General features: G+C 57.0%; 11 protein-coding genes. 10 read left to right on the top strand and 1 reads right to left on the bottom strand.

Features of this window, described 5'->3' with window-relative positions:
• Positions 1-2: 2 nt before the first annotated feature.
• Positions 3-584: a TetR/AcrR family transcriptional regulator gene (locus AC1RQC_RS33440; protein WP_492809414.1), complete on the bottom strand. Its 582-nt coding sequence runs from the start codon at positions 582-584 to the stop codon at positions 3-5.
• 682 nt (positions 585-1266) lie between these two features.
• On the opposite strand from AC1RQC_RS33440, the gene ribB reads away from it, so the two are divergent.
• The 10 genes from ribB to AC1RQC_RS33490 all read left to right on the top strand — a co-directional run bounded on the left by ribB (position 1267) and on the right by AC1RQC_RS33490 (position 18755).
• A complete protein-coding gene (gene ribB, locus AC1RQC_RS33445) occupies positions 1267-2334 on the top strand; it encodes a 3,4-dihydroxy-2-butanone-4-phosphate synthase (RefSeq protein ID WP_492885828.1) in 1068 nt (355 codons plus the stop codon).
• A gap of 908 nt (positions 2335-3242) precedes the next feature.
• Complete coding sequence (locus tag AC1RQC_RS33450) at positions 3243-4736, top strand: DUF1329 domain-containing protein (RefSeq protein ID WP_492809412.1); 1494 nt, start codon at positions 3243-3245, stop codon at positions 4734-4736.
• Positions 4737-4801: 65 nt separating this feature from the next.
• Complete coding sequence (locus AC1RQC_RS33455) at positions 4802-6628, top strand: DUF1302 domain-containing protein (RefSeq protein ID WP_492809411.1); 1827 nt, start codon at positions 4802-4804, stop codon at positions 6626-6628.
• A 145-nt stretch (positions 6629-6773) separates the two neighbouring features.
• Complete coding sequence (locus AC1RQC_RS33460; protein ID WP_492809410.1) at positions 6774-9170, top strand: efflux RND transporter permease subunit; 2397 nt, start codon at positions 6774-6776, stop codon at positions 9168-9170.
• 15 nt (positions 9171-9185) lie between these two features.
• A complete protein-coding gene (locus AC1RQC_RS33465) occupies positions 9186-10175 on the top strand; it encodes a WD40/YVTN/BNR-like repeat-containing protein (protein WP_492809409.1) in 990 nt (329 codons plus the stop codon).
• 468 nt (positions 10176-10643) lie between these two features.
• The gene (locus AC1RQC_RS33470) at positions 10644-13067 is read left to right on the top strand and encodes a TonB-dependent receptor (RefSeq protein ID WP_492809408.1); all 2424 of its coding nucleotides are present in this window, start codon (positions 10644-10646) and stop codon (positions 13065-13067) included.
• Between the two features lie 1028 nt (positions 13068-14095).
• Positions 14096-15115, top strand: coding sequence for an extracellular catalytic domain type 2 short-chain-length polyhydroxyalkanoate depolymerase (locus AC1RQC_RS33475; protein ID WP_492809407.1), 1020 nt, complete (start codon positions 14096-14098; stop codon positions 15113-15115).
• Positions 15116-15804: 689 nt separating this feature from the next.
• Positions 15805-17457 (top strand): sensor histidine kinase, encoded by a 1653-nt coding sequence (locus AC1RQC_RS33480; RefSeq protein ID WP_492885831.1) that lies wholly within the window; start codon positions 15805-15807, stop codon positions 17455-17457.
• Positions 17438-18118: a response regulator transcription factor gene (locus AC1RQC_RS33485; protein ID WP_492809406.1), complete on the top strand. Its 681-nt coding sequence runs from the start codon at positions 17438-17440 to the stop codon at positions 18116-18118. Before AC1RQC_RS33480 ends, AC1RQC_RS33485 begins: the two co-directional genes overlap by 20 nt.
• Positions 18119-18284: 166 nt before the next feature.
• On the top strand, positions 18285-18755 hold the full coding sequence (locus AC1RQC_RS33490) for an SgcJ/EcaC family oxidoreductase (protein WP_492809405.1): 471 nt from the start codon (positions 18285-18287) through the stop codon (positions 18753-18755).
• Positions 18756-18828 lie beyond the last annotated feature (73 nt).

Below are 18828 nucleotides of genomic sequence, written 5' to 3' on the forward strand. Positions count from 1 at the left end.
CTTCAACTAACGTGGCATAGGGAATAGCTGGAAATGATCTGATTCAGTGCTTCGATCTGCTGATTCGTTCGAGAGCGCTGACTCTCATCTTCTCGAAATACTACGGATTGAAAGACAATGCCATCGACTGCTGCCATGATGATCTCGATAAGTCCCTCATCGTAAGCAATGCGCGAAGCACCAAGCACCTCACGAGATATCTCCCGATACGATTCTTGATGCCTCGCGACCAGCACAGAAAGTTTTGGTCGGAGACGGGCGGCGATGAATACTTCCACTTGAAATTGCGCAATTTCTGGCTGTTCCAGCATGTCACTGAAGATGGCCTCGAGAAAATCCGAGACCGAATGCGATTCCTTTGCAGATTTTCGCGATTTATTCATGCAGTACTCAAGCGCACTATCTACCACCTCATGAACAGATCTGAAATGATGCTGCAGTGCTCCACTGGTAACGCCGGCTTCAGAGGCCAGAGACCGATTCGTCAACTTACCAAGCCCTTCTCGAGCGACCAAACGAATCGCAGCTTCAATCAAAGCTTGTTTTCCTTCTCCATATGCGGGTTTACCGCTTGCACTTCGCATATCCAAAAATCTCCAATTAAACTCGATACCGTAACCTGAAAAAGGCTCGCCTGAATGGACATCGGCTCACCACTTGATCTTCTCCAACTAAGCCAGATGAAAATCTGGCAGATCAGCTCCGACCCGGTGCATTCTTCATGGGGTGTAAAAAGCTCCTTCTTTGTCCCGTGGCGCTCCCTCCTTGGCCGAGGCCGATGTGAGGTTGATATCTCAACCCCTCTCCCCCAAACTATCGAGGCAGCGCGATGCATAGATTAATCATTATCTACGCGAAACAGCGAGATCTTGGCACAAATTGGAGCATATGACGAATATGAAAACCGGCACCTGTCACCAAGTGGAAGTACACCGGAGGCGCGATTTGGTGCCGCGGGCTAGCTTGCATTCCTTTACGACCGTCAGCGGGCAGCGGGCAGCGGGCAGCGGGCAGCGGGCAGCGGGCAGCGGGCAGCGGTTGGAATTATGCATTGAGTTCACTTCCTGTAGTTAATGGGTTGCTAGCTTCATTATGGAAAAAAATGCATGCAGGTCATGCCAATCGCGCAAACGTCCTGCGCTATCGCCCGTCCCTTAAATGCGCACGACAGGCGAGACGCTACCAAGACCGCACGGAAGGAAAGTCCGTAGCACCTGAGAGGTGCTTGCTTTGTCGACACGCGGTTGACTATCCAGGAGTTATGACATGAGCGTCCCCCACAACATCAACTCTGCAGGCGTGGCTATCTCGCCAGCCGAAGAGATTATCGCCGACATCCGCGCCGGCCGCATGGTGATCCTGGTCGACGAAGAAAACCGCGAAAACGAGGGCGATCTCATCATCGCCGCCGACCATATCACGCCGCAGGCGATCAATTTTATGGCACGCCACGCGCGCGGCCTGATCTGCCTGACCCTCTCGCGCGAGATGTGCGAGCGCCTGCGCTTGCCGCCCATGACCCAGCGCGACAGCGCCAGGCACAGGACCGCCTTCACCGTTTCGATCGAGGCCGCGGAGGGTGTTACCACCGGCATCTCGGCTGCGGATCGCGCGCGCACCGTGCAGGTGGCGGTGGCCCCCGACGCGCGTGCGGAGGACCTCGTCCAACCCGGGCACGTCTTTCCGCTGCAGGCGGTAGATGGGGGCGTGCTGATTCGAGCTGGCCATACCGAGGCCGGCTCCGACCTGGCGCACTTGGCTGGCTGCAGCCCGGCCGCCGTCATTTGCGAGGTAATGAATGAGGACGGCACAATGGCGCGCCTGCCGGATCTATGTCAGTTCGCAGCCCATCATGGCCTAAAGATCGGTACCATCGCCGGCCTCATCGAGTACCGCAGTCTCCGTGAGTCGCTTATCAAGCGAATTGGGGGCCGCACACTGCAGACCCACTGGGGTCAATTCGTGGGCCACGTCTACCGAGATCAGCCTGGCAAGGGCATGCACCTGGCGCTGGTGCATGGTTGTTGGAAAGCCGATGACGTTGTGCCTGTAGCCCTACACGAATCGCTGTCTGTCGTCGACTTGCTTGAAGTCAACCAGTCCACGCCCCCCGGGAGTCTGGACCGCAGCCTGGCTCGTATCGTTGAGCATGGTTGCGGAGTCGCCGTTCTACTCAATTGTGGCGAATCCGCCGACCAGCTGCTGGCGCAGTTCGAGGGCACGGAGCGAATCGCCCACCGGGCAGTACGCCGGCGGATGGACTTTCGCACGTACCTGGCTGGCGCACAGATTTTGCACGAATGTGGCATCAACTGCAGACAGCTCATCCAATAGGGCATTCATCAGTAATCGGCGATCCGGCAGCATTTCGCTCTCAAGCGGCATCTCCTATGCGCCTCCCCTATCGCCAGCACCTCGCCTCAGTTTTCCTCCGCATAGCATCGTTTCACCGAACTTGCCATGAACTCGCCAACTGCATCATGAGCCTTCGTCGCCCCCCGGCCGGCCCTGCGTCCATCTTTCGTTGAATTGACGGAGCCGCGATATGCTCCGCCTTAACGCCAGCAGTGTCGCAGCAATCGGGAATCAGCTCGCGCCTCATGACCAATGCCCACGACGCGCGCAGCCTCACACTGCTGTATGAGGCCTTCTCGCAGACCTCTTCGGTTGGATTGAAGCAGTGTGGATGAAGTACATGCGCAGCGGGCGCTCCATTCCGATTGGCGGATCCCGCACAGATTGCTCTTGGAGCCGCAGCTGACTAGTTATTCCGGGCCTCCGGCGTCTTGCGCTAGACGTTCGCCAGCGCGCGCGCACAGTAGGTCCCGATCTTATCAGTCGATTCGTTATTCTCATGCGCCCCCATGCGCACCCGTTTCCAATATTTTGGACCGTTTCCGGTCTTCCTGATTCAACACATTCCCCCGTTGACAACAAAAAACGGGCCTGGTTATCACTCCGCAGAACACTCCCGATGTGCACCAGGAAGACCTACTGGAGCACTAACGCCATGCGTTCCGCACCAAAAGGCAGCCATGCTCGACCTGAAAAACACTGAACTCATTGAAAACTCGTGGATATCGGCCTGGCACGCATTTCGCTAGCATTCCAACAATCAAACATTTCACATGAAATGTTTGATTGCACATTAATTCTGGGCGATCGATCGAGTACATCACACGATGTGTCATATGGCGGAACACTCGTCGAGGATCCATTCATCTTATTTAGCTACCATCACCATGAAAAACGCCAAAATATGTCGGATTGCGACGGATAATAAAAAATATTATAGTGATTATATTAATTCGGATGAAACAAATATCAGAGAAAATGTCAAATTAAATACAAAAAAAATCTTCAAGCATGTATTTATGAGGACCATATTAGTCGGAGCAGCAGGCGCACTGGTATTTTCTGTGTCATCCATGGCTGCAGACAACACAACGCTCGGACACGATTTAACCCCGATGGGCGGGGAACGAGCTGGAAACAGTTCTGGAACGATCCCAGAATGGACAGGTGGAATGCCCACCCCGAGCGGTTGGACAGTGGGCGCAGATCGGGCCAAGTACTCCCCGTTCAAGAACGAAAAGCCCCTATTTTCGATTGACACATCGAACGTCGATAAATACGCAGAGCACCTGACGCCAGGGCAGCAACTTCAAATCAAGCAAAACAAGGGCTATCGGATGGATGTTTATCCGACCCATCGGACCTGTGCAGTGCCGGATTTTGTAGCGGCGAATACCGCAAAGAACGTCGGTCAGGCGAAGATCGCGTCAGACGGTACGTCACTCGCGATTGCCAATTTGCCAGGTGTGCCGTTCCCTAAGCCGTCGAGTGGTATCGAAGCAGTCTGGAACTTTCTCACCCGCTATCAAGGTGTGGGCATGAACGCGCCTAGCCAGATGACCTACATTTCTCCGCGTATGGGTAGTTCGGACCCTGTCATTGTAGCCGGACCAGCGAAGGCGTACTTTCCTTGGGCAGCCAAAGGCACAGCAACTCCAAGCAGCGTGAATGACGTCTACTCCGCGACGTGGGTCGGAACGGATACGCCGGCTGCGCTTGCCGGTCAGGGCTTTACGCAAACGCTGTCATTCAGCAAGTCTCCGGACTCCTTCTTCTATTTCGTTGGCCAACGCCGGGTACGACGCATGCCGACCTACGATCACGATGCACCGCTGATTGGGTATGAAAATCAGTATCTGAATGATCAGGTATCCATCTTCAACGGGAACCCGGATCGTTACGACTGGAAAATCGTTGGAAAAAGGGAAATCTACGTTCCCTATAACACCTTTGCGATCTACAACGACAACGCGAAGATCAGCAGTCTTATGGGGCCAAATTCGGTGAATCCAGACGCTCGCAGATATGAGCTACATCGCGTCCTGGAGATAGCGGGTACGGTCAAGTCCGGCATGCGGAATATCAGTGCAAAACGTACCCTGTATCTCGATGAGGATAGTTGGATTGCGCTTGCCGGCGACTCATACGATTCGGCCGGGAAAATCTGGAAGGTCGCCGAGGAACATCCCATTCCCGTCTGGGAGATCGGTGCCTGCGCTGCGACCGTGCTCATGCAATATGACACCGCAACCGGGCGCTATCTCGTTGATGGTAGGCCTGTAGATGGGAAGGCCATAACCTGGTTCCAGGATGGAAAGGGAGCTCAGTTCGATATGTCATTTTATTCCCCTGACGCACTTCAGGCGCGCAGTGAACGATAAGGACTTTTGTTCTAGGAGACCGGCGCACCTAGTCGCGCCCCACGAAGTATTTCAGGGAAATTCGTATGAAAACCCGGGTAAATGCTCTAACCGTAGTTGTATTTTTTGCAGTTCTGGCAACACAGATAAAAAATGTACACGCTTATGATTTTTCAACGGGATTTGAAGATCTAAAGGGATCGTGGGTATCCAATTTGACTGCTGGTGCAGGTATTCGGACCAAGAGCCCCAGTTGCTCACTTACTGGCGATCCCAATTCTGGCTCGTGCGGGGCTGCGGCAAACATTGGTCAGTGGAGCTCTGGTGACGACGGAGATTTAAACTATCGCAAGGGAAAGCCGTTCAGCACTTACACAAGCGCAACCAGCGAACTTCTCATGACAATGCCGAGCAACGGACTAAAGTTCATGGTCCGCGGCACAGCCATGTACGATTTCCTTGCGGGAGATACAGATCGGACATCGCTTTCGAGTTCGGCCAAAGCACAAACTGTGTATAACGCGCAGCTCTTGGATCTGTGGGCTCAAAAAGACTTTTCGTTGGCGGGTAACCCGGCTCACTTTCGCCTTGGCAATCAGGTAGTTAATTGGGGCGAGAGCTATTTCGCCTCCGGTGGCATCAATGCGACCAATTCGGTTGACATCCAGAAATTGTTGATTCCGGGTACGCAGCTTAAGACAGCATTGATTCCGGCCCCAATGCTGAGCTTCGCATCCGGTCTTCCGAACGGATTCAGTACCGAGGTGTACTACCAGTTTGGCTGGAACAGCAATCGGATTCCTGCGGTGGGTTCATATTGGTCAACTTTGGATATATTGGGGCGCGGCGCCGGACCGTCTACGATCAACACGAACAACGGCAACCTTGGGGGTCTGGACGGCGCGACGATAGCCGGGGGCCGTAGCGGTAATGCGTCTACCGTATCAGGCATCAACTCTGGGCTGGTCAACGGGCTTTATGCTGGCGCGCCTTACTACTCGCTCGGGATCCCGGTCGGCACCGCCCTTCCCGCGAAATACCGACCTCAATACGGTGTGAAGGTGGGTTACCGTCCGCGCAGTGTGGATGTGATGTTCGGTTTCTATTACGAAAATTACACGGACAAAAATCCGGTCGTGCAAGCTCTTTCGAACGGATCGGCACAGTTTTCCTACCTCGAAGATCGGCAACTCTTCGGCGTCAGCGCCAATTTCTCACTGGGCGACTGGGCTATCGGGACAGAGCTGTCTTACAGGCCACGCGATGCAGTATCTCTCTCAGGCTGTTATGGGGCGGGTGGTCCCCTTGATGCAAATACGAACGGGGTCTCTGGGGCCTGCCAGCAGTGGGTCGACAAAAAGAAGTTTCAGTACGCTATCAATGGCCAGTTGAGTCTTACGCCGAGTAACTACCCTTTCCTTAATCTGATCGCTGCCAATACCGCCACGTTCACGGCCGAATTGACCTGGATCTATTACCCCGGAGTCAGCACACGAGGTATCACGCGAACTCCCAATGGTACAACTGTGCAACAGGTACCGGCGGCAGGGTACTACACGTGGCTTAACAATAGCTCGGGTTCGGGGTATGCGATCGTTGCCGAGAAGGGTACCTCGAGCTCGGTCGGGGCAACGGTCGACTTCAACGTGACCTACGACGGTAGCTTGATTCCAGGATGGCAGGTGACGCCAGGGGTGACATTCACCGATGCCGTGTACGGCTATACGCCAACGGCCAGCGCCAACTATTTGCAAGGCGCGAAGTCCGTGAACGTCTACATATTGTTCAATCAAAATCCAACGCTATGGCAGGCAGGTGTTAACTTTACCGCATTCTTTGGCGGGCATCAGACCGTTGGGCAAGCGTATGCAGACCGGAACTTCGTCGGGGTGTTCGCTACGCGAAACTTCTAAGACGTTGCAACTACTTTTGGATCCGGGTTCCGGATAGACAACGATGCGTCCCGGAGACCCTCCGCTGGCAGAACAATGTGACAAGGTCCGTCCGCAGCAGTGGCATGAGACGGGCGCCCCCGCAACTTAAAGTGCAGGCTATATCATGCAAACAGGTAACCGCCACAGCGGCGCCACAGGCTTTATCAACACTTCACTACAGTACGTTGAGCGGTTCATCTTCAAGCATCGGACGCTGATCCTGGTGTCACTAATGGTGTTCACCGTCATCATGGGATTCTTCGCATCGAAGCTACGAATTGATGCGGGCTTCGAGAAGCAGATGCCAGTTGGCCACGAGTACATCAAGATCTTCAATCGATACAAGAGCGACGCCACTGGCGCGAATCGTCTTACTGTGGTTGTGAAAGCTAAGCATGGCACAATCTGGAATGACGATGCCTTGGGTCGCCTCTACAGCGTGACGCAAGCGGTCATCGCGTTGCCTAATGTGACACGACCTAGCGTTCAATCGTTGTGGACGCCCAATTCTTTTGTCAATCTGATAACGGAGGATGGATTTCGCGCAGATCCGCTCATACCGTCGACGGTCACGCCGGATCGGCTTGACGATAGCGTGATTAGAAGCATCCAACAGGCCGCGAGCCAGGGAGGCTTCATTGGTAGCCTCATCTCACGGGATCAGTCGAGCGCGATGATCGTCGCCGATCTGAACGAATATGATGCAAGCGGAAACAAGCTGGATTACGTCGCGTTCAATCGCGTGCTCGAAGAGCAGGTTCGCAAGCCCTTTGAGGACGCGAACTATGAGATCCAGATTATTGGGTTCGCGAAGCAGATCGGTGACATCGCGGACGGGGCAAAAGGCGTGCTAGCCTTTTGTGGAATAGCACTGCTGCTCACTGCGGCTGCGGTCTATTGGTACTGTCGCTCGGTACGCTTGACGCTGTTGCCTGTTTTCTGTTCGCTGACGTCACTTGTCTGGCAATTCGGGACACTGCATTTGCTCCAATACGGTCTCGATCCGTTGGCCATTCTGGTGCCGTTCCTTGTGTTCGCGATCGGTGTCTCGCATGGCGTCCAGCAGATCAACCACATCGTCCGGGAACTCTCGCATGGCAAATCGACGGAAGCCGCAGCGAGATCCAGCTTCACGGGTCTGCTGATTCCTGGCACCCTCGCGCTCGTAACCGCGTTTGTGTCGTTTATCACGTTGGCGCTTATTCCAATTCCGATGGTGCGGGAGTTGGCCATCGCCGCGTCAATCGGGGTCGGATATAAGATCCTCACCAATCTGGTCATGCTGCCGCTGGCCGCCTCGAGGCTCAAATTTTCGCAGACATATGCGTTAAGCGCCATGCGTACCAGAGAGTCACGCGCAAAGTGGCTCAAGCAAATTGCCCGTGTTGCGGAGCCTCGGAATGCGGCGTTTACCCTCGTCGCAGTCTCGATCGTGTTCGGGCTGGCAGTCTGGCAGAGTCAGGGGCGCGTAATTGGCACGGTGGAGCCTGGCGCCCCAGAACTTCGCGCCGACGCACGATTCAATCGAGATGCAGTCTCGATTACGAACAACTACAACACCGGGCTTGATTGGCTGACCGTATTTTTCGTTGCGCCTGCCGATTCGTGCGGAAATCCCGCGCTCGGGTTGTATCAGGATCGATTCGTCAGCCGTATGCGTCATGTCAAAGATGTGATTTCGGTGGACAGCTACTCGACCATGCTGCGCACATACAACGAGGGCTACAACGAAGGCAACCCGAAGATGTACGTGATTCCCGTCGACCCGGAAAACTATGGTGCACTCTCGGCTGAGATTGGGCGCGCTAACGGATACATGCGAAAGGATTGCAGCATGATCGCAGCGAACCTGTACCTCAGTGACCATAAGACAACGACGATCAACCGCGTGATCGACGAGGTCAGGCATTTCAGTGAAGCCGATAAGGTGGAGGGGGTGCAGGTTGCCCTTGCAGGCGGAAACGCGGGTGTTCTTGCCGCAGTCAACGACGAAGTCGAGCGGAGCGAACTGCCGATGATGCTGTACGTGTATGCGGCGATCGTCGTCCTCGTCTTTGGAGTTTATCGCGACTTTAGGGCCGTGATTGCATGCTGCTTGCCGCTGACAGTTGGAACCTTCATCGGTTATTGGTTCATGAAAGAACTAAAAATCGGATTGACTGTGGCAACCTTGCCGGTGATGGTGCTCGCGGTAGGTATCGGTGTCGACTACGCCTTCTATATATACAACCGCTTGCAGCGGCATCTGGCCGATGGTCAATCGATCACTAAAGCGACGGAGCATGCCATGCTCGAGGTTGGCGTAGCCACGGTGTTTACGGCGATCACAATGGCGGTCGGGGTAGCGACATGGTCGCTCTCCGCGCTTAAGTTTCAGGCTGACATGGGTAAGTTGCTCGCGTTTATGTTTATGGTCAATCTCGTGATGGCGATGACCGCGTTGCCGGCGCTGGCGGTGTGGCTTGAGCGGCTGTTCCCGCGCAAATCCCCCGTTAGGGCGCTTGGATTGTTTGAGCATTAAGTAGAAAGGACGACTATGCAGCTAAAGAACCTTTTAAAATCTGGCATCGCGGCCGCGTTCACCCTCCTTAGCCTCGCCGGTGTGGCGAGATCTGAGCAGGGGAACACACTGGTTAAAGTTCACTCTGCAGTGCCGGATCCCTACGCATCCAGCGAGATGCTGCTGGCACAAGGTGTGGCTGGTGAACGGATTGTGGCGGTTGGAAACAACGGCGTCATCCTATTGTCGGATGACAGCGGGAAAAGCTATCGTCAAGCGAAGCGTGTCCCGACCGATACCACCCTGACTTCGGTTGCGTTTGTGGACGCGCGCCTAGGTTGGGCTGCAGGGCACTGGGGCACCATTCTCCATACGGAGGACGGCGGTGAAACCTGGGAGACGCAACGAAGCGATACGAACATCGATCGGCCGTTGTTTTCTATTTACTTTAGCGACAGCAAGCATGGCATTGCCGTCGGACTGTGGTCGCTTTTGCTGACGACAAACGATGGAGGCGCCACGTGGCAGGCAGGGACATTGCCGCCTCTCCCTGACAATGGCCGGGCAGATAAAAACCTGTTTTCCATTTTCGCGAGCCAGCGAGGGACGGCATTCATTGCCGCCGAGCACGGATTCGTATTGCGCTCCGAGGATCATGGCGCCACATGGACCTATGTCAACACGGGCTACAAGGGATCCTTATGGAGCGGGATCGCGCTGAGCGACGGTGGTTTGCTGGTCGGCGGACTGCGAGGCTCGCTCTATCGAAGCGACGACGATGGCCAATCATGGAAGGCCGTCGAAACCGGCACTCATAGTTCGTTGACAGGGATCGCTGAAGCGGGCGGGCACGTAGTTGCCGTAGGTCTAGACGGGGTGATCCTACAGAGTAAGGACTACGGGCGTAGTTTCACCGCGACGCAGCGTGAAGACCGCTTGGCGATGACGTCCGCGATTTTCCAAGGCAAGAATCTGGTGGTGGTATCCAAGTCGGGCATCGTTGCGCGCCAGCCCATGGCACAGTAGTGGTTAGTGGCAAACGACGCAACTAACTAATGGATGGTTGAAAAACCTCCCGCGGCCATCATCCGAGCGGGAGGGAAACGCTGAGACGAAACATCGAGCAATACTGAGGCAGAAGAATTCTGCGGAGTGGTTGGCCACACCGAGTCAATGTTTTCGGTGTCGAAGCAATAGTGTACGTACCCTTTGTCCTTCGGCCACACCTCAGGCAGCTTGCTTTCGCGCGGCCGGTGCTGCAGCGGGATGCAATCGCCCCCAACCCGGGCATTCTTCGCACGATAGCCCGAGTGCTGCACTTGGCATGACCTGCTTCGCCTGACAACGTGCGTGCCCACGCAACATGGCGGACTATCGGTTCGCCTCCATACTGCCAAGAGAACCATGAATACGATTCCTCGCGTCGGCGCCGCAGATGCCGGCTTGTATATCAACTTGCGTTACGACCGAGATCGACTCCAAGTAGATTCACCTATGCCCACAATGATCTCCCGCGATTGGGCCGCACTACGCGAAGCTGCATCTATTGCCCTTCGCAGCCTGCTTTCCATAGCCATCCTGGGGGCCTCCGGCGCTCACGCCCAGACGCCAGTCGTGACGGCCACGCTCGCCACGGACAAAGGCATAGCGGATAGTACGCCGGGTGAAAGGAGCCTGCCAATTGCCCAGGTCACAGAGACCCGTTCTTTCGCCGAGAAGTACGAACTGCCGCAAACGACCGAAAGCATCACGGCCCGGCAGGCTTCTGAGACCATCAACGTCATGGCCACGGAAGACATGCTAAAGTACCTACCTGATGTGCTGGTTCGCAAACGCTTTATCGGCGACACCCAATCGCCGATGGCCACGCGCACGACGGGCATCAATGCCAGCGCGCGCAGCCTGATCTATGCCAACGGCGTCCTGCTATCGACCCTGATCAACAACAATAACGGCAATGGGTCACCCCAGTGGTTCATGGTGGCGCCGCAGCAAGTCGATCGCATCGACGTGATGTACGGCCCCTTCTCCGCCGCCTACCCCGGCAACTCATATGGCGCCGTGACGGAAATCACCACACGGATGCCGAAGGCCTTCGAAGGCAGCCTGGAATTCACGGGCGCCCTGCAGCATTTCGGCAAATACGGCACCGGCGAGAACGAGCCGGCCCAGCAATACAGCGCTACACTGGGCGACCGCGTGGGCGGGCTGTCGTGGTGGTTCAATGCCAACCACCTCAACAGCTTCAGCCAGCCTCTCAGCTTTGGTACGGTCAGCCAGTCGACGATCCCGGCCAGCGCCGGGCTGCCGGTCATCACGGGCGCCATCGCGGACCGCAACCGCACGGGCAACGCGATCCAGGTGATCGGCGCGGGCAACTTCGTCCACACATTGCAGGACAACGCTGCCGTCAAGCTAGCCTATGACTTCACGCCAACACTGAGCGCTGCCTACACGCTGGGCTACTGGCAGAACAGCTCGAAGGCAAACGCCCAGACCTACCTGAGCACCGCCGCCGGCACGCCCTTCTATGGCGCCCAGAGCGGCAGCGTCAGTATCGGCGGGTTCGCATACAACGCCAACACCATCGCCGGCCAGTTCTCGAGCAATAACATTGAGCAACAGCACTTGATGCAGAGCCTGAAGGTGGAAACCCACACGAAGGGACTGTTCGACTGGGAGATGACCCTGAGCAATCTCTACTATCTCCGGGACCTGAGCCGCCTTTCCACCGGACTCTACCCAGGCGCGCAGAGCGGCGGCCCCGGCCGCGCCACCGACATGAGCGGGACCGGATGGACCACGGTTGATCTCAAGGGAACCTGGCGGCCGCAGGGCGCCGCGGGGGCGAACATCGTCAGCTTTGGCGCGCACTACGATCAGTTCAGGCTCGCCAGCCCTACGTACACGACGACGAACTGGACATCGGGAAGCAGCGGCCCGCTGTTCAGCAACTCGCTCGGCAAGACACAGACCAGCGCGCTGTGGTTGCAGGACGTCTGGCGCGTGGCGCCTACCGTGCAAGCCACGCTGGGCGGCCGCTACGAATGGTGGCGCGCGTACGACGGTTTCAATTTCTCGACGGGCAGCAATGGCGTGGGGGTGCCGATCAACCAGCCTGGCGTGGACAAGGCGGCCTTCTCTCCCAAGGCGTCGGTCACCTGGGACGCGACCGAGATCTGGTCGGTCACCGGCTCGTTCGGCAAGGCGTATCGGTTCCCCACCGTCGGCGAACTGTATCAATCCATCCAGACCGGCACGACCTTTGTCCAGGCGAATCCCTTCCTGGAGCCCGAGCATGTCATGTCCGGCGAACTGGCTGTCGAGCACCACAACAGCAACGGCAAGATGCGTCTCTCGGTATTTAACGAGTATGTGTCGAACGCCCTGATCTCGCAAACGTCGACGGTCCCCGGCTTTGCCACGCCGGTCTCCTTTACACAGAACGTGGGCAAAACACGCCAGGTCGGCTTGGAACTGGCAGGCCAGCAAGACAACGTGCTGATCCACGGACTGTCGTTCTCGGGCAATGTGACATACGTCGACTCACGCATACTGTCCAACGACAGTTATGTCCCCACCATTCCGGGCGCGACATCGGTCGGCAAGCGAGTCCCATACGTGCCTGCGTGGCGTAGCACCCTGGCTGTAACGTACCGGCCGGACAACAAATGGGCCTACACCCTGGCAGCGCGCTACAGCAGTCGCGTCTATGCGACGGTCGACAACACGGATATCAACCCCGCCACCTATCAGGGCTTCGAGAGCTTCTTCGTCATGGACGCGCGGGTACGCTACCAGTTCGACAAGCACTGGAGCGGTGCGCTGGGCGTGGACAACCTCAACAACCGCATGTATTCCCTGTTCCACCCGTTCCCGCGGCGTACGTTCTACCTGGCCATGAAATACGCGCTGTAGGCGACAGTCACCTCGACGATGGCGGCCGGGCATGAGCCACCGCAAGCGTGTTGGCATCCGCGACGATGCGGCATAGACGATCGTCCCGAGCGCCTGCACTCTCCGCTGGACGTGATGGTGGCTTGCTTGTGCCAGTATCTGGTCGACCCGGTCAGTCTGTGCCACCTCAAGCAGGTGATGGTCACGCGCGGCATCGCACTAGATCCTTCAACGGTACACCGCGGGACGATCAAGCTACTGCCAGCACTAAACAAGGTGCTGAACCGACGACAGCCGCCAGTGGGCAAAAGTTTGCGCGCCGATCTTCATTCGACTGTTCAAATACCTGAATCACACCATCAAGCAGGATCATCGGAGCCAATCACGCGAATGGTCGGTCAACTGCAGCGATTGCGTCTACACGGCTTACCATCTGCCGTCACAACAGCATCACCACAGGCCAGCGGGGCGCGGGGAATCCACCTGCACCAAGCATCCACATCTTGCGCCCCGCACGGTGAACTACGGTCTAGTACTGACACAGTGCACCATAATATTTCATTTAAAATAAATTAAAACAGATTTAATTAATTTTAAATTCATGATCCGAAGTTTTGCGACCAGTTCCTAGTTGTTCCACATGACAATCAGACGACATCGTTGCAAATACCGCACACATACAAAAATAAAAGATCGAAATTCCTTCGCATCGCCGATAATGCTGCATAGCACAAGACTAAACACTTGTGCATGCCGCCCTCGAAACGCTGCAGCCCGCTGTGTCGCAAGCACAAAAGTAGTGCATTGACCAAAACGGCCTTTCGGAATTCGACGATGTTGGCACCACATTCAGTTGTGATGTTGCGATGTCATTTGACCGCAGTCGGCTGTTCTATCGCGGATCCACAGCACGGAAAGTTCGAAGCGCGACCGTATATGCGAGGCCCCGCTCCCTTCGATTCACCTGCCCCAAAGGGCAATGGATCTTTCAGCCCGCGCCTTCCTTTAGTCCAATTCTTTTCGATCGTTGTGCCACAGGAGCTACCGTGATGAAATCGCTTCGCACCCTTACCATTGCTGCCTTTGCGCTCGCAGTTCTTCCTCATACAGCGCTGGCCGCCGATGCGCTGCCTTCTTTTGCAGGTGATCTATCGCAGACCTCAGTCTCCGGCCTGTCATCGGGCGCCTTCATGGCAGTCCAGTATCAGGTCGCATACTCAGGCTCGGTCGTCGGTGCCGGTGTGGTAGCGGGTGGGCCGTATTATTGCGCGGCTGGGAACATCCTCAACACGACGATCTGCATGGGGCAAGTGCCGTTCGTGCCGCCGAATCCAGCACTGATGGTGGCCGCCGCGACGGGCTTTGCGTCGCTCGGTCAGATTGACCCGCTATCGAATTTGCAGAAGGCCCGGGTCTATGTATTTAGCGGAACGAAGGATACCGTTGTCTACCAGCAGGCTGTCGATGCGACGGTGTCATTCTTCAAGGAGGCCGGCGTTCCTGCGTCTAACCTGCAGTATGTGAATAACGTGGCGGCCGGCCATGCATTCATCACACCGGCATTCGGCAACGTGTGTTCGGATAACGCCTCTCCATATATCAGTCACTGCGCGGTCGGCAAGCGAAAGTACGATCAGGCTGGCGCATTGCTGCAGCAGATCTACGGCACGCTGAACCCGCCGGCGAAGAGTCTGTCAGGAAGAATCGTGCCGTTCAACCAGCGCGAATTCGCGACGACCGCGACAGGCATGGCAGATACAGGCTTCGTTTATGTGCCAAACTCATGCGCTCGGGGAGCAGCGTGCAAAGTCCACGTGGCATTCCATGGGTGCAAGCAGTCCGAAGCCGTGGTCGGCAATGATTTTTACGCGAAGACGAACTACAACTACTGGGCGGACACAAACAACATCCTTGTGCTGTACCCGCAGGTGAATGCGTCTACGCTTCCATTTAATCCGCAAGGCTGCTGGGACTGGTTCGGTTATACCGGTTCCGATTATGCGCTGAAATCTGGGTCGCAAATGAGCGCTGTCAACGCCATGGTCGGCCGCCTGCTATCCAAGCCGTGATGTACGGCGGCCGCCAAGCGGTCCTGATGTTGCCTGTCGCAGTTGGCAACACCAGGGCTTAAGGAGATGAGTCGCCAACGTTGCCACGAATAGCCCAGCCGGCCCCAATCATGGGAGCACTTCCGACGCGCCGGAATTCCTAGTCGTGTCTCGGCCATGGCGGCTTCCCGGTAGTGCCAGAGTCTAACGATCAGCATGCGACAGTTGATGGCGTTCCGCTTGTCGACGGGGGCGCATTGCGTCCGCGAGGAAAGGCGCGACGTTCAGGCTGGTGCAACAGAAGAAGACAAACGATGCGATGGCCGCACTGCGATGCAAGGGTGTGACGTACAATCACCACCGCGCTAATTTCGAACCGGAGCATTTACCAGCAGACGATCGTCGAAAGTGCTGGTAGCGGAGTCATGTCTGCGGGATACCGCGAGCTGCCACAAGATTTGTGGAGGCCAAAATCAGAATGTCCCCCAGCCAGCCACATCAGAATGCCCTCTGGATAGACCTATACTGATAGCGCCCGGATTGGAGGCCCCCCCGGCGCAAGTCGCCAAAGTCTTCCTGGCGCCTCGCAAGCAGGATTGCGCCGAAGTTCGTGACGTCCCAACTGCAAATATCTTACGACCAACTCTTTTCAAGCCACTGCCAAGGCCTGAGAATGCATGCGCGTAGCTACGCCAATTCCAAAGCTCGTCATGTTCCGTTTTCGTCTTTCTCTCGCCTTTACCTTACTTGTCGCCCTTGTCTGCGGTCAGGCAAGTTTTGTCTACTGGGGCGCAAATCGGGTGAATGACTATGCGCAACACAGTCGGCTCGCCAGCGACATCCTCTCTGAACTACTGGACCTGTCTGCGAACAAGCAGCGGCTGCGAGTTTGGGCGTCACAACGGGTGATGAACGCCGACGCACAGCCAGAGACTCGAGACCGGCTGCTGACAAGGATGAAGTCTAGCATCCGTACACTGCAGCAGCTTGCCCAGCGCAATATCGTGCTGTGGAATGAAATTTCCGCGCGTGACGGCGTGCCGATCCCTTTGGAAGTCGATCAACTGGCCAGCACGACGGAACTATTGGGCGACAACATTGCGGCCGTCGAAACCCGGCTCCTTGAGTTGCAGCCGCTTCCGCGGGACGCCGATTTCGCCGGAGTATGGCGTGAACTGAATGATGTCTTCGACAAGGCGCGCGGCCGCGACCTACGTGAACGGCTCAACGGCGCGATCGAGCGCCAGCGCACGGCGGTGCCAGTCGCCCGGGCGGCCACGGAGCGCGCCCTGGATCGACTCCGGACGCAAGCATTCGGCATGGCGGGCGTCGTGCTGCTGGCTGCAATCGGCCTCGCCTTGCACCTTAATCGCAGGCTTCAGCGGCCACTCGATCAACTGCTCGAAGGGGCCAAGGCCCTACAGTCCGGAGCGCTGGATTACCGCTTTCCGATCTGGTCCGGCGACGAATTCGACCGTGTGGCTGAAGGTTTCAATGCCATGGCTTCGGAACTCCAGCAGCACCGCAGTGATGCCGATGCAGCTCGCCGTAGGCTGGAGGATGCCGTGCAGGCGAGAACGGCAGAGTTGCGTTCCGCGCACGAAGCGCTTCAGCGGATCGATCAGCGTCGCCGACAGCTCTTTGCAGACCTTGGCCACGAACTGCGTACGCCCACAACGGCGATCCGCGGCGAAGCCGAGATTGCCCTACGCGGCGCGGAAAAGCCGGTGCAGGATTACCGCATGGCGCTGGAGCGCATCGTTGACGGAGCTGAACAGCTTACCGGACGCATCAACGACCTGCTGCTCATCGCCAAGGCGGAAGCCGACCAATTAGCGATGCAACCGAGCTGCATCGACCTGGTTGCGCTCCTGCAGGATGCCGCGCACTTCGCGGAAGCACTGGGAGTGGACCACGATGTCAGGATGCAATTAGTGCCGCCAAAGGACACCACCGAGGTCACAGTGCTGGCTGATGCCGACCGACTGAGACAGGCCATCGTCATCCTCCTGGATAACGCCGTGCGCTACTCACTGCGGGGCAGCACGGTGCGCCTGCGCTGCAAACCAGGCCCTGACGTCGTGCGGATCGAGGTGGAGGACGAGGGAATTGGCATCGATGCGGATGAACTTGCGCTGGTCTTCGAGCGATTCGTGCGCGGCCGGCGCGCCCGCGCCCATCGCGCCGACGGCACAGGTATTGGTCTGTCCATCGCGCAAGCCATCGTGCAGTCGCATAATGGTCGCATTTCATTCGAAAGCGCCCAGCCACAAGGCACTCGCGCGTGCATTGACCTTCCCCGCTACCGCAGAGCGATGGAAGCAAACGACCAACAGTACAGTTATGAACATTCTGGTAATTGAGGACGACACCCGAGTTGCGGACTTCCTGGTGCGGGGGCTACGCGCAGAAGGCTATCGCGTCCAACTCGCGCGTACCGGCCCAGAAGGGCTGGATTTGGCACGCGGCGCTGAGCCCGCCCTGCTCCTGCTTGACCTGATGCTGCCGGGCATCGACGGCCTCGAGCTTTGCCAGACGCTGCGTGCGGAACGCAACCACGTGCCCATACTCATGCTCACGTCGCTGACCGATGTGGATGACAGGGTTGCCGGGCTACGCCTTGGCGCAGATGACTATCTCACCAAACCGTTCGCTTTCGAAGAACTGCTTGCGCGCATCGAAGCGCTGCTACGACGCGGCCGCGAACAGCGGCCAAAAGAGAACCTGCTTCAGGTGGCCGACCTCCTGCTCGACCGCGAACGCATGCACGTCACCCGCGCCGGAAAACCGGTCGCACTGACTGCCAAGGAGCTGGCTTTTCTCGAATTGCTGATGAGTGCGCCCGGCCGCATCTTCAGCCGCGAGCGCATTCTTTCCAATGTGTGGGGCGCGAATGAGGACCCCTTGACCAATATCGTGGACGTGTACGTGCGTCGCCTGCGCAGCAAGGTCGACGAAGGCCACCCGCTCGCCCTCCTCAAGACTGTGCGGGGACTCGGCTATCGGCTTGACAGCGAGCCCTAATCGGCACTCGCCCTACCCTGTTCATTTTCGGTTCATCTTTGCGTCAGGATCGGTTCATCGAATTCTCAGGATGTGGTTCATGTCGGGGTTTAACAATGGACTCGTGCCGCTTCACTGGCACCGCACCGGCAAGGTGCGACGAATAAACGAACGATAGGACACTTCGATGAAGACCGTTGGTGCAGCCTCCCTGATGACTGCCGCAGCAAGCACTCTGTTCATGTCCATTCCAGCCAGCGCGCAAACGACGTCATCCGCGACGTGCGCCCCGGCTACCGAGCAGCAGATTGCCGCCTTGTTCGATCGCTGGAACGATTCACTGCACACTGGCGAACCGGACAAGGTCGTCGCAAACTATGCTCAAGACGGCGTACTGCTGGCGACCGTATCGAACGACCCGCGCACAAATCCCGCAGCCATCCGTGACTATTTCGTAAAGTTCCTGAAGGGCAAGCCGCAAGGGGCGATTGACAGCCGCATTATCAAGCTCGGCTGCAAGGTCGCGCAGGACGTCGGCACGTATACGTTCAAGTTCGCCGACGGCAAGACGGTACACGCGCGCTATACCTACGCGTATGAATGGCAGAATGGCAAGTGGCTGATTGCCCATCATCATTCTTCGGCAATGCCAGAGTAAGTCAGCATGACTTCCGTGGCAGGGGTGCTGGCCGCCGCAGGGAGTTGACGCGGGTTAGCATTGCTGCCAGAGC

The sequence above is a fragment of the Cupriavidus sp. GW822-FHT03E04 genome, from assembly GCF_058801495.1.

Bases quoted from the DNA above. Each gene is read 5' to 3' on its own strand.
- AC1RQC_RS33470 (WP_492809408.1), top strand. From the start codon at position 10,644: ATGCCCACAATGATCTCCCGCGATTGGGCCGCACTACGCGAAGCTGCA.
- AC1RQC_RS33455 (WP_492809411.1), top strand. From the start codon at position 4,802: ATGAAAACCCGGGTAAATGCTCTAACCGTAGTTGTATTTTTTGCAGTT.
- AC1RQC_RS33485 (WP_492809406.1), top strand. From the start codon at position 17,438: ATGAACATTCTGGTAATTGAGGACGACACCCGAGTTGCGGACTTCCTG.
- AC1RQC_RS33460 (WP_492809410.1), top strand. From the start codon at position 6,774: ATGCAAACAGGTAACCGCCACAGCGGCGCCACAGGCTTTATCAACACT.
- AC1RQC_RS33440 (WP_492809414.1), bottom strand. From the start codon at position 584: ATGCGAAGTGCAAGCGGTAAACCCGCATATGGAGAAGGAAAACAAGCT.
- ribB (WP_492885828.1), top strand. From the start codon at position 1,267: ATGAGCGTCCCCCACAACATCAACTCTGCAGGCGTGGCTATCTCGCCA.
- AC1RQC_RS33450 (WP_492809412.1), top strand. From the start codon at position 3,243: ATGAAAAACGCCAAAATATGTCGGATTGCGACGGATAATAAAAAATAT.
- AC1RQC_RS33480 (WP_492885831.1), top strand. From the start codon at position 15,805: ATGTTCCGTTTTCGTCTTTCTCTCGCCTTTACCTTACTTGTCGCCCTT.
- AC1RQC_RS33490 (WP_492809405.1), top strand. From the start codon at position 18,285: ATGAAGACCGTTGGTGCAGCCTCCCTGATGACTGCCGCAGCAAGCACT.
- AC1RQC_RS33465 (WP_492809409.1), top strand. From the start codon at position 9,186: ATGCAGCTAAAGAACCTTTTAAAATCTGGCATCGCGGCCGCGTTCACC.
- AC1RQC_RS33475 (WP_492809407.1), top strand. From the start codon at position 14,096: ATGAAATCGCTTCGCACCCTTACCATTGCTGCCTTTGCGCTCGCAGTT.